Origin of the sequence: Neisseria yangbaofengii (genome assembly GCF_014898075.1) — a bacterium.
Taxonomy (GTDB): domain Bacteria; phylum Pseudomonadota; class Gammaproteobacteria; order Burkholderiales; family Neisseriaceae; genus Neisseria; species Neisseria yangbaofengii.
In genome coordinates this window covers 2,436,889-2,450,586 of record NZ_CP062976.1, presented here as the reverse complement: position 1 = coordinate 2,450,586, position 13,698 = coordinate 2,436,889, and the positions used below count along the sequence as shown (strand labels likewise).

The following is a 13,698-nucleotide window of genomic DNA, read 5'->3' as shown; positions in this document are numbered from 1 at the left end:
TCCCACATGAATACTTCTGTCGGTTTTGTCGGCGACTTTCGTGAAGCCGCGCCCTACATCAACTACCTGCGCGGCAAAACACTGGTCATCGGTGTGGCCAGCAGCCTGTTGGAAGGTGAACCGCTCAAACGCTTGGCTGCCGATTTAAACCTGCTCGCCAGCTTGGGCGTGCGTTTGGTGTTGGTACACGGTTCACGCATGCAAATCACCGCCGCCCTTACCGCGCAAAATCGAATTCCAACCTACCGCAATGGGCGCCGCATCACCGACGAAGCCACGCTGCAACTGGCCAAACAGGCCAACGGCGTATTACGCAGCGATATCGAAGCCGCCCTGTGCAGCAGCATTCCGCAATCGCCGCAGCGCAACAAACCCTTAAGCATCGCTTGCGGCAACTTCCTTTCCGCCCGTCCGATGGGCATCATCGACGGCACCGACATGGGCTATACCGGTTTGGTACGCAAAATCGACACCGAATCCATCGTCAACCGCCTCGACAGCGGCGCATTGGTGCTCATCAGCCCGCTCGGCCATTCTTTAAGCGGCAAAACCTTCAACCTCAGCATGAGCGACATCGCCGAAGCCGCCGCCATTGCGCTCAAAGCGGAAAAACTGATTTACCTGATTGAAGAAGCAGGCATTTTAAATTCGGACGGTCTGTTGATTACCAACCTCTCCGCCCAAGAAGCGCGTCAATTAATGGCACAGCAACCGCCGCAACAACGCCTGATCCAATCCGCCCTCAACACAGTCGAACACGGAGTCTCGCGCACGCAAATTCTCAGCGGCCGCGACGACGGCAGCCTGATTCGCGAATTGTTTACCCGCCACGGTGCCGGTACCTCCATCGCCCGCGATTCCTTCGTCAACATCCGCGCCGCGCACAGCAACGACATTCCCAACATCATGGCGCTTATCCGCCCGCTGGAAGAAAAAGGCATTTTACTGCGCCGCAGCCGCGAATATCTCGAAGACCAAATCCACACCTTTTCCGTGTTGGAACACGACCAACACATCTATGGCTGCGTGGCCTTGAAAACCTTTGCCGAACCGCATTTGGGCGAGCTGGCCTGCTTGGTGGTCTCGCCCGATTCACAAGACGGCGGCTACGGCGAACTGATGCTGGCACACTTGTTCCGCAAAGCACGTCAAGCCGGTATCCGCAAATTATTCGCCCTATCCACCCACGCCGGCGAATGGTTCATCGAACGCGGTTTTCAGACGGCATCGGCACAAGATTTACCGTCCGAACGCCGTCAGGATTTAATCGACAGCGGCCGCAATTCCAAAGTTTTTGTTTACAATTTGTAAGCCAAAGCGTTAAACAAAAAAGAGCAGAATCCATATTCTGCTCTTTTTTGTTTTTTCTAAACTGTTACTTAGGCCGTCTGAAAATCATTTATAGTGAATCCACTATACACCAAACATTTCCCACTAGGAAATACTACATCAACAAAATGCCTATTTATCAACTGATAGAACAAGAATAAAATGTACACATCGGTTGAACACAGCAACCTTTACACCATAACGCATTCACAACATTAAGGAATTTATCATGAAAACAATTTTGTTCACTACTTTAATCGCCACCGCCGCCACTTTAGCCGCTGCCAAAGGTGCAAAACAACCAGAATGGAACCACGCCAACGATTCGGGTCCGATTGCGGGCTTGCAACAAGTCGAACAACCACAAGGCCAGCGTTTCAAGAAAAAAGACCGCATTGAATACACCGCACCAAGCACCGGTACTTATCAAGACAACAGCTACCGGAGCCTTGCCCGCGAAGGCAGCCGTTAATCTGAAATCCGATATAGGCCGTCTGAAATCCGTTTCGGACGGCATTTTTGTGTCCGTGCCCAAAAGCATGCGCCTTTCGCAATCGGCAACAATCCGTTAAAATGAAGGCCGTCTGAAACCCACTAAAGGAACCGCCATGACCCGCATGGTACATTGCGTCAAACTCGGCCGCGAAGCCGAAGGCATGAAATTTCCGCCGCTGCCGAACGAATTGGGCAAGCGCATTTTTGAAAACGTATCACAAGAAGCATGGCAGGCTTGGACGCGCCACCAAACCATGCTCATCAACGAAAACCGCTTGAGCTTGGCCGACCCGCGCGCGCGCGAATATCTGGCACAGCAGATGGAACAATACTTCTTCGGCGACGGTGCCGACCAAGTACAAGGTTATGTGCCGCAAGAACCGGCTTAACGATTTACAGGCCGTCTGAAACGTTCAGACGGCCTTTTAACTGATTTCCCTCTTTATTTTTCAGCCTTCTTTTATTCCGATATGTCGCTCAATGCTCGGATACACGCCGCCCGTTTGCGCACCCTGCCCTTGGCCGCCGCTACCCTATGCGGCTGCCTGCCGGCGGCGTTGCCGCAATCATCGATTGGCCGACCGCGATATTAACCGCCGCCACAGCGGTAGCTTTGCAAATATCCGGCAATCTGGTTAACGATTACGGAGATACGCAAAATGGTGCCGGTTCCGCCGGACGGCAAGGGCCACCGCGTATGGAGGCTTCCGGCCGTATTCACCGCCGCGCGATGAAAAAAGGTTTGTGCCTCAGTGCCGGATTGTATTGCCTGCTTGCCATTTCCCTACCGGTAACTGCTTTGCCGGCTTTAGCACAAAGCAGCGGCGCGGATTGGCCGGCTTGGCTGCTGCTCGGCGCCACTGCTTTGGCGGAGGCCTACGGCTACATTGGTTCCGGCGATATGGCGGCGTTCTTATTTTTCGGCCGGCCGTTTGGGGTGGCGAATATCTGCACACAGGCCGTCTGAACGCCGATTCGTGGCTGTCCACCAGTGCAATGGGTTTGTGGCACACCATAGTGCTGAATCTGAATAATATGCGCGGCATCGAATATGATTGGGCTGTCGGCAAACGTACATTGGCCGTGCGTTTGGGTTTGCCCCGCGCCAAACATTGCCATAGGGCATTGGCCTTCATCGCAGCAATTTGCCGGAGCGTGTGGCTGGCTCAGTATTTCCACGGCTTTTCGTGGCCGGTTTTACAAGTCTTTATGCTCACGGCAACGTTTGTTCACTTGAATTTATTGGACAATACACCATCTTCTCTCAAGCCGGGCAAACTGCTGCCGCAATGGGGCATGACGGGTTTGGCATTCTCTGTTTGCATGCCGAGCGAATTTATTACAAAGTCAGCCAATTACTGTTAAAATCCGATTTCATTCATTTTCATACACTTCTTCAGGAGCAAACGCCATGCAAAACGACGTTTACGACTACACCTCTACCGGCAGCGCGGTGCAGAAAAATACCGTGCTGCAAAAAACCTACCGCCTGCTGGGCTTGTCTTTTATTCCGGCCATGGCCGGTGCCTTCGTCAGCAGCAAAACGGGTTTCAGCATCTACAGCCTCCTTGGTAGCGGCTGGATGGCAACCATCGCCTTTTTTGCGTTTTTCTATGCCATGGTTTTCATGATTGAGAAAAACCGCTACAGCAACACCGGCGTGACCCTGCTGATGGTGCTCACTTTCGGCATGGGCGTATTGATCAGCCCGCTGCTGCAATACGTTTTGGGCATGTCTAACGGTGCTCAAATCGTCGGAATCGCCGCTGCAATGACCGCCGCCGTATTCTTCACCATGTCGGCCACGGCTCGTCGTTCTAACATCAACATGAGTTCGCTCGGCCGCTTTTTGACCGTCGGTGCAGTAATTTTGATGATTGCAGTGGTGGCCAACCTGTTTATGCAGGTTCCGTCTCTGAGCCTGACCATTTCTGCCGGTTTTGTACTGTTCAGCTCGCTGCTGATTATGTTCAAAGTACGCCAAGTGATTGACGGCGGCGAAGACAGCCACATCAGCGCGGCTTTGACCATCTTCATTTCTCTTTACAACATTTTCAGCAGCCTGCTGCATTTGTTGTCGGCATTGGGCAGTGATGATTAATCGGTTTAGCTGCTAATGCATAACAGGCCGTCTGAAACGGTATATGTTCCATTTTTTGGAGCTTCTACGGTTTCAGACGGCCTGTTCTTTCTCATCATGGATTTTCTTTGACACCCCGCCTTTCAAGCATTATTCTGTCGCCTTCTTAATCCTTTCCTTTTCCCGTTATGAACACCCCCTCCATCCGTCGCGCCGTATATGCCGGCAGTTTCGACCCGCCTACGCTCGGTCATGTTTGGATGATCCGCGAAGCGCAAGCCTTGTTTGACGAGCTGATTGTCGCCATCGGTGTCAATCCGGAAAAACAGAACACCTATACCATCGGAGAGCGGCAGGCGATGCTGGAAGCAGTGACCGCTGAATTTCCCAACGTCAAAATCACCGTGTTTGAAAACCGTTTTCTGGTGCATTACGCCCGTGAAGTCCATGCACACTTTATTGTACGCGGTATCCGTACTGCCGGCGACTACGAATACGAACGCTCGATGCGCTATATCAACAGCGATTTGGCACCGGAAATTTCCACCGTATTCCTGATGCCCCCGCGCGAAATCGCCGAAGTATCGTCCACCATGGTCAAAGGCTTAGTCGGCCCCGAAGGCTGGCGCGAGATGATTCGCCGCTATCTGCCGGAAGATGTGTATCAAAAAATCTTAAGCGATCATCAGCAAGACGGATAAATCCATTCAAAAAAGTGCCGACATTGTCCGGTGTTTTTTCAATGTTTCAGACGGCCTGCCATATTTAGTTGGATTTTTCCTCTGACTCTTTGAATTTTTAAATATTTTATGGCTGTATATAAACAAAAATTCAAATAATGTATGAAATGGTGGCTTTTAAATACCGAACGAAATTTTTTTCTTTCAGACGGCCTTCCGACCTGTCGCAGATCCTAGTGAATTCACTTTAAAAAACAGGACAGGGCAGCGATCTAAAGACAGTATGGATAATACCGGATAGGTTTTGTCCGGTATTGTTGCTTAATCCGGTTTCTTTGAGTCGGGCAAACCGATGCCGTACGCTTTTAAAACGGATTCACTATAAAATACCGAATATTCAATTTTTCATTTGCATTATCTGAAAAAACAGGTAACTGGCAGCTATTGTTACAACCAACTGAACAACAAATAACCATAACCTCCTGCATAACCACCTACCACGGCACCTGCTGCGTTAGCGACCCGGCCGCCAGAGACATTAATAAATGATTAAATAAATTTAGAACATTTACCTAATTGCTGTAGCTGTCCTTCTTTTTGGAAAATAGAAATACGAATTAGTTTTAATATTTGTGCTTATTTTTTTATAACTTTTTGTAATTAAAAAATATTAAAAGCTCAGAAAATTGACAACTATCTCAAATAACTTGACCCTACACTCCAAAAACTTATAAAACCAACCCGTTAGTTTGGTTGGATCGATGGACTGGCGACAGTGTTATACCCTCCCGAACGCGGGTTTATACCCCGTTGGGCAATCAACGGGGTTTTCGTTTCAGACGGCCTTCACTTCAGACAACACTGCTTCTGCTGCCAGAGCGGCAGTATCTTTTTTCAACAACTCATGCAAGGCACGGAAATCCTGTTTTAATTGCGCCACCGCTGCCGGATGTTCGTACCAATGCGCCACCGCCGCAGCCAGTTTCCCCGGCGTGGCATCGTGTTGCAGCAATTCCGGTACGGCTTCTTTGTTCAGCAAAATATTCGGCAGCCCGACATGGGGTACGTTGACCTTACGCTTCACGTATGCATAAGTCAGCGGAGAAATCTTGTAGCTGATCACCATCGGCCGCTTGCACAAGGCGACTTCCAGCGTGGCCGTGCCGCTCGTCACCAACACCACATCGGCAGCGGTACACACCACATCGGATTGCTTGTCCACCAAGGTCAAAGGCAGATGGGCAAACTCGGCTTGCGCCAACATTTCCGCCAAACGGCTGCGCGTGGCAGCGGTAGCAACGGGCAATACAAACTGCGCCTGCGGATATTTTTCCAGCAGCAATAAGGCCGTCTGAAAAAATATCGGCGCCATATAATCGATTTCGCTCACGCGGCTGCCCGGCATTAAGGCAAACACAGGAATTTCAGACGGCAAACCCAATTGCACCCGCGCCGCTTGCCGGTCGGCTTCCAGCGGCATGGTTTGCGCCATCGGATGCCCGACAAACGCTGCCTGTCCGCCCGCTTCCAGATAAAGCTGCGGCTCCATCGGGAACAGACACAATACCTTGTTCACCTGATGCACAATTTTATTCACCCGCCCGCGCCGCCACGCCCACACCGACGGGCTGACATAATGCACGGTCGGAATCCCTGCTGCCTTAAGCTTCTCCGCCACGCCCAAATTAAAATCCGGCGCATCAATACCCACGAACACATCAGGCTTGATGCGGATTAAATCGTTCACAATGCCGTTGCGGATTTTCAAAATTTCCGGCAAGCGTTTCACCACTTCGACAAAACCGCGCACCGCCAGCTTTTCTTGGTCATACAGGCTCTCAAAGCCCTCCGCCTTCATGCGTTCGCCGCCGATACCGATAAATTCCGCGTCAGGACAACGCAGTTTCAAAGCACGGATTAAATGCGCCCCAAGCAAATCGCCCGAAGCCTCGCCGACGCAGATGGCAATGGTAAGGTTTGTTTTCATGATTCAGATGGAAAGATAAGTTGCGGTTATTTTAACAGATTGATACGGAAAGGCCGTCTGAAAGTTTCAGACGGCCTAATTTTTAAAATTAAATTTGATATTCAAGTCAGGATATTTTAATATTGCAAATTTTAAACCACTGCGCGATGGACATTATGGAAACCATACATACCCGAATCCGCCAAATGAGACAGCAAAAAGGTTGGACATTACAGCAGCTCGGCGATGCGGTCGGTGTAACCGCACAAGCTGTCAAACATTGGGAAGATGAAAACAGCAAGGTTATTCCCCGTGCCAAAAGATTGGAAAAAATTGCCGAAGTATTAGATGTCAGTCCCGTGTGGCTGCAATTCGGCAAGGATACCCTTTTACCCGAACATTCGCCCGTAGCCGTACAAGAATACAGCCAGGGTTCCGACACCCATCACGAAATAGGTTTCTACGACTACAAATTATCGGCAGGCAGCGGAAATTTCGTCTGGATAAGCAACCACAAAGAAGATCCGCTGCTGTTCCGACAACGCTGGTTTGCAGCCAAACGGTTGAGCCCTGAAAATCTGCGCGGCATGTATGTGCGCGGCGACAGCATGGAGCCCGAACTCAAAGACTGGGATACCGTGTTAATCGATATTTCCGACTTGGATATTGCCGACGGAGAAATTTACGCATTTGTATTTAAAGAAAAGTTTTACATCAAACGCATCCGCCAAACCGAAGACGGCCTGCTGCTTATCAGCAGCAATCCGGATTACGAACCGATGGCCGTCGGTTTTGACAATGCCGATAAATTCCAACTGCTCGGAAGAATGGTCTGGCGCGGCGGATAGTCAAATAAATTTTTAAAATGACCTTTCCGCAGAGCATGGCTCTGCGGTTTTTTATTTTAAAAATCAACAATTAATTAAATTTTAAAAATAAAATTTAAAACATTGCTTGCCAAACATAAAATATAATTTTAAAATTTATTCCGTCAGTCAGGAACTGACACAAAAAAGTCCGGATAACCCTTGAGTTTTCAGACCTCATTCAAACAAAACTAACAGGAGAAATAAAATGAATTTTAAAAATAAATTTAAACTGACCGCAGCCGCAATCTGCTTGCTGACCGCAACCCTGATTGCCGCCTGCTCATCTTTCAAAAACCAAGGCGATGTCAATCTACAGGCCGATAACCCGCAGCTGAACGCCACCGTTACAAAGTAATCATGCCAAGTCTATAAAGGAGAAATTAAAATGACTTAACCTACGAAGAAAAACAAGATATTGCAGACGCAATCAAAGTGATTTTTAAGGGTGCAGTTCCTGCAACACCTAATCAGATTACCGATGAAGTCGCTGATATGGCTACAAAAATCATCAATGAAATTGCCGTTTGTTCAAAACGTATTGAAAATACGTTAACTACAACCCAGCAAATTCTATACATGGGATACCCAATTCAAATTCTCATCGGGAAAGTTGGAAAAGAAGTCCTAGGCGCTCTTTTGGAAAATTGGTTTAAGCAACTTTCTAAAAATTTTGCCACCCGTGCATGCACCGTAACAGCCGCTGCCAAATGGCGCTCCCCCGTTACCCTTGCATTGATGGGGTTGTAAATATTCTCCCCTGTACCATCTGTACAGGGCATTTTTCATATCGGAGGGCAAAATGGATTTTCTAGGCGCATTATGGTTGGCAATACTTGATTTCATTCTAAATATTACAGAAGACAAACCATGGCGGTATAAAGAAAAATGGGTGGTATTCAAAATCATTTTGATCACATTATTTTTTGCCGGTATTACGTTTTTTATTTTTCTTTAATCGCGTTATTAAATCTTTAATACAGAGACATACATGACAGTTACTAATGATCCCTACATGACATGGGTAATCAACGCCGCTATCAATGCAAAAAATGCAGACCACCCTATTTTTTCTAAAAAAGTATAACCATCATCATAGAAAACAGAAGGAATCAAAGAAAGTGAAAATAAACCGACAAACCAATAAAATGCTTCCATAAAAAATGTATTTAGCATTTCAGACTCCGATAAAACCATCTAATATAATGGCACCATCCGACTTGCATTTCTTAATGCTATTGAAAATATCAAATTTAGTTTTAAAAATAAATTTCTTGAGAAAATTTCGACCTTATTCTTTCTATTTATTGATTTTTATCATCTATATAAGGGATTTTTCATATCAGAGGGCAAAATGGATTTTTTAGGCGCATTATGGTCGGCAATACTTGGCTTTATTCTCAATATCATAGAATACAAACCATGGCGATATAAAGAAAAATGGGTGGTATTCAAAATAATTTTGATCGCATTATTTTTTGCCTGTATTACGTTTTTGATTTTTCTCTAAACCATCAATTAAGAGAACTCAATAAACCGCTCACGATTGGAAATGGCTTTCTTGGGTATTTAACAATACGGAATAAGGCATGATATTAGACACCATTTTGGGATTTTATCCGCAATATTTTCCGAAAATACAAAAACCCGTTATCATTTTGGTTATCAACGAAGTCATTTATTATATTTCCGGCGTAACCAATGAATGCGGAGTACGGTGTCCTATGCCGCCGATGACTGCGCTGGAAAACCTGCTGTTTACTGCCTCATCGGTCATCATGTATCTTTGTTTTTTTATGGATAGTGATCATCTATATATCCGGCAAATACGATAAGATGTAGGTACAGGCAAACCGGACAAAAGGCCGTCTGAAAAACATTGAACTGCCCCCCAATACTTGGACAAGTTAAGAATCTTTCTCAAACAGCCTTTTCAAGCCGGGTTCTGTAGCCGACAGGACTCGGCTTTTTTAAGTTTAAACTAATCCGCTCATGATTGTAGTAACGTATGTAATCATCTATTACCTCTGTCAGCTCTGCCACCGACAACGCACCTTCCTGATAGAAGCTCTCTTCTTTTAATGTACCGAAGAAACGCTCCATCGGCGCATTGTCCCGGCAATTTCCTTTGCGCGACATGCTTTGCACCATTCCTTTCCCAGCCAGTTTCGCCCGATAAGCCCCGGTGCGGTAAAGCACACCCTGGTCGGAATGCAGCAGCGGCGTTTGGCCTTTCAGACGGCCAAATGCTTTATCCAACATTTGCGCCACCATTTTACTGTTTGCTTTGCGGCTTAAAGAATAGGCCGCAATCTCCCGATTAAACACATCCGATATCGGCGATAAGTACAGCTTCCCGTCTGTGCATTTGAACTCCGTCACATCGGTCAGCCATTTGTCTGCCGGTTTGCCGGCAGTAAATTCACGATTAAGAATATTATCCGAAGCCTCTCCTATTACCTGCGGACGGTAGGCTTTTTTGCTGCGGACTTTGGCTTTCAGTCCCAACAAACCCATAATGCGCTGCACTTTCTTTTTGTTCCATGACAATACGGCGGCAATCCGCCGATGACCGTAGCGGCCTTTGTGTCGGCGATAGACTTCACTTACTGCGGTTTTGGCCGCCGCATCGGGATCGGCTTTGCCGATATGGTAATGAAAGCTGCTTTTGGGAATGCCGGCACTGTGCAGCAGATATTTCAGCGGGTGCTTCGCTCTCAACGTTTGAACGGTTTCGCAGCTTTGGCGGCGTTCTTTTCGTTGAGGGCTTTCATGTGCTTTAGGTAGTCGTTCTCCGCCCTCATGTAACGTAACTCTTCAATCAGTTCCGCCCGGGTTTTTTCGTGGTCGGGTTTGTCGGCGATAAACGGGTTTTTGCGTTTGGTCTTCATAAACGCAGCCTGCGGGTGTTGAAGTGCGGCGATACCGCCTTGGCGATAGGCGGCTATCCAACGGCGCAGGTGGGTGCGCGAGACGTTGAAGTGCTCTGCGGTGCGCTGTTGGCTGTGCACTTGGTGATAATGGAGTACGGCTCGGTATTTGAAGTGTAGGTTATATTTGGACATAAGAAAACTGCACCTTTTAAAGTTGGAGGGGTGTCCAACTTTTGGGGTGCAGTTCACATGTTTCAGACGGCCTTTGCTATTTTTTTATAACCTAATCAACGGATAATGCCGCGCGTGGATTCGGCGAAAAAGTCTTTAAACACGGCCAATTCGGATTGGGTTTCGGCGCGTTTCAAGATGTCGGCTTTAGCCTCTTCAAACGGAATACCACGATGGTAAATGGTTTTGTATACGTCTTTCACGCTGGCAATTTGTTCGGCGGTGAAGCCGTTGCGACGCATGCCTTCGCTGTTCAAGCCCGCAGGTTCGGCGCGGTAGCCTGCGGCCATGAAGTATGGCGGTACGTCTTTATGCACGCCGGCAGCAAACGCGGTCATGGCATAGTCGCCGATGCGACAGAATTGGAACACCAGCGTGTAGCCGCCGAGTATCACATAATCGCCGATGGTGACGTGTCCGGCCAAACTCGCGTTGTTGGCGAAAATGGTGTGGTTGCCGACAACGCAGTCGTGCGCCAAGTGGCAGTAGGCCATAATCCAGTTGTCGTCGCCGATACGGGTTTCGCCGATGCCGGTCACGGTACCGAGGTTGAAGGTGGTGAATTCGCGGATGGTGTTGCCGTTGCCGATAATCAGGCGGGTCGGCTCGTCGCGGTATTTTTTGTCCTGCGGGATTTCGCCCAAGCTGGCAAATTGGAAAATGCGGTTGTTTTCGCCGATGGTGGTGTGACCGTTAATCACGACGTGCGAACCGATTTCGGTGTTCGCGCCGATTTGCACGTTCGGGCCGATAACGGTGTAAGGCCCTACTTTCACGCTGGAATCGAGCCGGGCTTTGGGGTCGATGATGGCGGTCGGGTGGATGAGAGACATATTATGCTCCTTATTTCAATGAGGCCGTCTGAAAAGGTTCAGACGGCCTGTTATCTGCTGCATAAGTGGCAACGCTAAAAGTTTATACCACGCGCTTGGCACACATGATTTCGGCTTCCACCGCCACTTGGCCGTCAACTTTGGCCACAGCGTTGAATTTGCCGATGCCGCGTTTGCTGGTGATGAGTTCGACTTCAAACACCAGTTGGTCGCCCGGAATGACTTGGCGTTTGAAACGGGCGTTGTCGATGCCGGCGAAGAAGAAAAATTCGTTGTCTTTGCGACCGCCTTCGCTCAAAATGGCCAACGTACCACAGGCTTGCGCCATAGCTTCGATAATCAGCACGCCCGGCATCACCGGCAAATCAGGGAAATGGCCTTGGAACTGCGGCTCGTTCATGGTGACGTTTTTAATCGCGGTCAGGCATTTCATCGGCTCATAGGCAGTAATGCGGTCAAGCTGTAAAAACGGGTAGCGGTGCGGAATCAGTTTTTGAATGTCTTTTGCTTCAATCGGTAACATGAAGTCCATGATTTTCCTTTTATTTTTCAGAATCGGTTTGGATTGGGTTATCGGTGCCGAGCGTTTTTTCCAGCTGTTTGAGACGCTTGTGCATGTCATTCAGATGACGGATGTGTACGCCGTTGCGCACCCATTCTTTATACGGCATATCGGGGAAGATGCCGGCAATGTGCTGCCCCTGTTCGGTAATGCTGTGGGTCAGGCTGGTGCCGCCACCGATGTTGGTTTTGTCGGCGATTTCAATATGGCCAACGGTGCCGACACCGCCGCCGATGATGCAGTAATTGCCGACGGTCACGCTGCCGGAAATACCTGTTTTGGCGGCAATCACAGTATGCGAACCGATTTTGCAGTTGTGGCCGATTTGGATTTGGTTGTCAATTTTGGTGCCGGTGCCGACGGTGGTGTCGCTCATGGCACCTCGGTCGATGTTGGTATTGGAGCCGATTTCGACATCATCGCCCAAGGTCACACCGCCGGTTTGCGGAATTTTAAACCACGAATCACCGGCAAAGGCCAGGCCGAAGCCGTCGGCGCCGATGACCGCACCGGAATGGATTTCCACGCGCTTGCCCAAGGTACAGCCGTAGTAAATCACGGCGTTAGGGTGAATGACAGTTTCTTCGCCCAAGGTGCAGTCATGTTCGACGACGGCATTGGCCAGGATACGGCAGTTTTCGCCCAAAACGGTATTCGCGCCGATATAGACGTTGGCACCGATTTCGCAGCTGGTCGGCACAATCGCGCTCGGCTCGATCACAGCAGTCGGATGCACGCCGCCGGTGGCTTTCACGACGGGTGAAAACAGGCGCGCCACTTTGGCGAAATAAAGATAAGGATCGGCGGCAACAATCAGGTTGCGACCGCTGAATTCATCGGCAGACTTGGCTGACACAATAATCGCACCGGCGTGGCTGTCGTGCACATCGGCTTTGTATTTCGGGTTGGCCAAAAAGCTGATGTGTTCGGCCTGCGCTTCAGTCAATGGGCGCACGGCTTGGATGGCAATATCGTCGCCACGCCATTCGCCGCCGAGTTCGGCCACGATTCGGGAAAGAGTATAAGTTTGTGAAGTCATGGTGGGACTTTCAGGCCGTCTGAACGCTGGAAATGATTGCGTTAGCGGCAAAGAATAAATGATGTGCAGCCGACCGCAACAGGCCGTCTAAATCGGCAGAACAATAAGGTAACGGCTGTGTAATGTTTTCAGACGGCCTATTACATTTTCCAAGGCCGTCTGAAACCTTATCGTGCATTCAGCGCTTTAATCACGCTGTCGGTGATGTCGTATTTGCTGTTGACGTAAATCACGTCCTGCAAAATCACGTCATAGCCTTCTTGCTTGGCCAATTCGAGAATCACGCGGTTGGCGTTTTGCTGCAAGGCGGCGAATTCTTCATTGCGGCGCAGATTGTAGTCTTCCGCCAATTCGGCCCGCTCGCGGCGGAAACGCTGTACCATTTCGCCCCATTGCTTGGCAAGCTTGTCACGTGCTTGGCCTTGCAGGCGGTTGTCGGCCAGCCTTTGCTCCAAGTCCGCACCTTCTTTTTGCAGCTTTTGAAGGTTTTTTTGGCGATTGCTGAATTCTTTTTCCAGCTTAGCCTGAATGCCTTGCGCTTGTTTGGATTCGAGATACACGCGCTCGGTATTGATAAAGCCCAGTTTCTGTACAGCTTCGGCTGCCGCCGTTTGCGCCATCAGGCCGAAGCCCAATAGCGCAGCACCGCCCAAGCGGATGATTGTCGATAATTTTTTCATCATCAATTCCTTTACATTCTTGTGGCAAGAAACCTAGGCCGCCTGAACAGGTTCGGACGGCCTG

General features: G+C 49.0%; 17 protein-coding genes. 10 read left to right on the top strand and 7 right to left on the bottom strand.

Translation table 11 applies throughout. The features are described 5' to 3' along the window. The first annotated feature begins 6 nt into the window (after positions 1-6). From argA to coaD, 7 genes are all read left to right on the top strand, one after another. A complete protein-coding gene (gene argA, locus H4O27_RS11940) occupies positions 7-1,311 on the top strand; it encodes an amino-acid N-acetyltransferase (protein ID WP_165010931.1) in 1,305 nt (434 codons plus the stop codon). Positions 1,312-1,558: 247 nt separating this feature from the next. Continuing rightward, positions 1,559-1,801, top strand: coding sequence for a hypothetical protein (locus tag H4O27_RS11935; protein WP_165010929.1), 243 nt, complete (start codon positions 1,559-1,561; stop codon positions 1,799-1,801). Between the two features lie 136 nt (positions 1,802-1,937). Next, the gene (locus H4O27_RS11930) at positions 1,938-2,213 is read left to right on the top strand and encodes an oxidative damage protection protein (RefSeq protein ID WP_095503041.1); all 276 of its coding nucleotides are present in this window, start codon (positions 1,938-1,940) and stop codon (positions 2,211-2,213) included. A 146-nt stretch (positions 2,214-2,359) separates the two neighbouring features. Continuing rightward, positions 2,360-2,791, top strand: coding sequence for a UbiA prenyltransferase family protein (locus tag H4O27_RS13210; RefSeq protein ID WP_226883404.1), 432 nt, complete (start codon positions 2,360-2,362; stop codon positions 2,789-2,791). Continuing rightward, positions 2,740-3,189 (top strand): prenyltransferase, encoded by a 450-nt coding sequence (locus tag H4O27_RS11925; RefSeq protein ID WP_226883553.1) that lies wholly within the window; start codon positions 2,740-2,742, stop codon positions 3,187-3,189. Before H4O27_RS13210 ends, H4O27_RS11925 begins: the two co-directional genes overlap by 52 nt. A gap of 46 nt (positions 3,190-3,235) precedes the next feature. Further along, positions 3,236-3,925 carry a Bax inhibitor-1 family protein gene (locus tag H4O27_RS11920; RefSeq protein WP_165010926.1) on the top strand — a complete coding sequence of 230 codons (690 nt, stop codon included), beginning with the start codon at positions 3,236-3,238 and terminating at the stop codon, positions 3,923-3,925. 167 nt (positions 3,926-4,092) lie between these two features. Beyond that, entirely contained in the window at positions 4,093-4,605 is a 513-nt protein-coding gene (gene coaD, locus H4O27_RS11915) for a pantetheine-phosphate adenylyltransferase (RefSeq protein WP_165010924.1), read from the top strand. 814 nt (positions 4,606-5,419) lie between these two features. On the opposite strand, the gene lpxB is transcribed toward coaD, so the two are convergent. Next, entirely contained in the window at positions 5,420-6,571 is a 1,152-nt protein-coding gene (gene lpxB, locus H4O27_RS11910) for a lipid-A-disaccharide synthase (RefSeq protein WP_165010922.1), read from the bottom strand. A 122-nt stretch (positions 6,572-6,693) separates the two neighbouring features. Between lpxB and H4O27_RS11905 the strand changes: the two genes are divergently transcribed. The 3 genes from H4O27_RS11905 (at position 6,694) to H4O27_RS11895 (ending at position 8,166) form a co-directional block, all read left to right on the top strand. After that, positions 6,694-7,398: an XRE family transcriptional regulator gene (locus tag H4O27_RS11905; protein WP_165010920.1), complete on the top strand. Its 705-nt coding sequence runs from the start codon at positions 6,694-6,696 to the stop codon at positions 7,396-7,398. A 226-nt stretch (positions 7,399-7,624) separates the two neighbouring features. Next, complete coding sequence (locus tag H4O27_RS11900; protein ID WP_165010918.1) at positions 7,625-7,774, top strand: hypothetical protein; 150 nt, start codon at positions 7,625-7,627, stop codon at positions 7,772-7,774. 77 nt (positions 7,775-7,851) lie between these two features. Beyond that, complete coding sequence (locus H4O27_RS11895; protein WP_165010916.1) at positions 7,852-8,166, top strand: hypothetical protein; 315 nt, start codon at positions 7,852-7,854, stop codon at positions 8,164-8,166. Between the two features lie 1,170 nt (positions 8,167-9,336). Here H4O27_RS11895 and H4O27_RS11890 read toward each other — a convergent pair. The 6 genes from H4O27_RS11890 to H4O27_RS11865 all read right to left on the bottom strand — a co-directional run bounded on the left by H4O27_RS11890 (position 9,337) and on the right by H4O27_RS11865 (position 13,634). Further along, a complete protein-coding gene (locus H4O27_RS11890) occupies positions 9,337-10,137 on the bottom strand; it encodes an IS3 family transposase (protein WP_193004275.1) in 801 nt (266 codons plus the stop codon). Further along, positions 10,134-10,481: a helix-turn-helix domain-containing protein gene (locus H4O27_RS11885; RefSeq protein WP_165006937.1), complete on the bottom strand. Its 348-nt coding sequence runs from the start codon at positions 10,479-10,481 to the stop codon at positions 10,134-10,136. The genes H4O27_RS11890 and H4O27_RS11885 overlap by 4 nt, the downstream gene beginning before the upstream one ends. Before the next feature lie 95 nt (positions 10,482-10,576). Further along, complete coding sequence (lpxA, locus tag H4O27_RS11880) at positions 10,577-11,353, bottom strand: acyl-ACP--UDP-N-acetylglucosamine O-acyltransferase (protein WP_165011048.1); 777 nt, start codon at positions 11,351-11,353, stop codon at positions 10,577-10,579. 82 nt (positions 11,354-11,435) lie between these two features. Then, positions 11,436-11,885: a 3-hydroxyacyl-ACP dehydratase FabZ gene (gene fabZ, locus H4O27_RS11875; protein ID WP_165011046.1), complete on the bottom strand. Its 450-nt coding sequence runs from the start codon at positions 11,883-11,885 to the stop codon at positions 11,436-11,438. A 10-nt stretch (positions 11,886-11,895) separates the two neighbouring features. Next, entirely contained in the window at positions 11,896-12,954 is a 1,059-nt protein-coding gene (gene lpxD, locus H4O27_RS11870; protein WP_165011044.1) for a UDP-3-O-(3-hydroxymyristoyl)glucosamine N-acyltransferase, read from the bottom strand. 167 nt (positions 12,955-13,121) lie between these two features. After that, on the bottom strand, positions 13,122-13,634 hold the full coding sequence (locus H4O27_RS11865) for an OmpH/Skp family outer membrane protein (protein WP_165011050.1): 513 nt from the start codon (positions 13,632-13,634) through the stop codon (positions 13,122-13,124). Positions 13,635-13,698 lie beyond the last annotated feature (64 nt).

Excerpts from the sequence above, each read along its gene's own strand:
- argA (WP_165010931.1), top strand. The coding sequence starts at position 7 with ATGAATACTTCTGTCGGTTTTGTCGGCGACTTTCGTGAAGCCGCGCCC.
- H4O27_RS11935 (WP_165010929.1), top strand. The coding sequence starts at position 1,559 with ATGAAAACAATTTTGTTCACTACTTTAATCGCCACCGCCGCCACTTTA.
- H4O27_RS11930 (WP_095503041.1), top strand. The coding sequence starts at position 1,938 with ATGACCCGCATGGTACATTGCGTCAAACTCGGCCGCGAAGCCGAAGGC.
- H4O27_RS13210 (WP_226883404.1), top strand. The coding sequence starts at position 2,360 with ATGCGGCTGCCTGCCGGCGGCGTTGCCGCAATCATCGATTGGCCGACC.
- H4O27_RS11920 (WP_165010926.1), top strand. The coding sequence starts at position 3,236 with ATGCAAAACGACGTTTACGACTACACCTCTACCGGCAGCGCGGTGCAG.
- coaD (WP_165010924.1), top strand. The coding sequence starts at position 4,093 with ATGAACACCCCCTCCATCCGTCGCGCCGTATATGCCGGCAGTTTCGAC.
- lpxB (WP_165010922.1), bottom strand. The coding sequence starts at position 6,571 with ATGAAAACAAACCTTACCATTGCCATCTGCGTCGGCGAGGCTTCGGGC.
- H4O27_RS11900 (WP_165010918.1), top strand. The coding sequence starts at position 7,625 with ATGAATTTTAAAAATAAATTTAAACTGACCGCAGCCGCAATCTGCTTG.
- H4O27_RS11885 (WP_165006937.1), bottom strand. The coding sequence starts at position 10,481 with ATGTCCAAATATAACCTACACTTCAAATACCGAGCCGTACTCCATTAT.
- lpxA (WP_165011048.1), bottom strand. The coding sequence starts at position 11,353 with ATGTCTCTCATCCACCCGACCGCCATCATCGACCCCAAAGCCCGGCTC.
- fabZ (WP_165011046.1), bottom strand. The coding sequence starts at position 11,885 with ATGGACTTCATGTTACCGATTGAAGCAAAAGACATTCAAAAACTGATT.
- lpxD (WP_165011044.1), bottom strand. The coding sequence starts at position 12,954 with ATGACTTCACAAACTTATACTCTTTCCCGAATCGTGGCCGAACTCGGC.
- H4O27_RS11865 (WP_165011050.1), bottom strand. The coding sequence starts at position 13,634 with ATGAAAAAATTATCGACAATCATCCGCTTGGGCGGTGCTGCGCTATTG.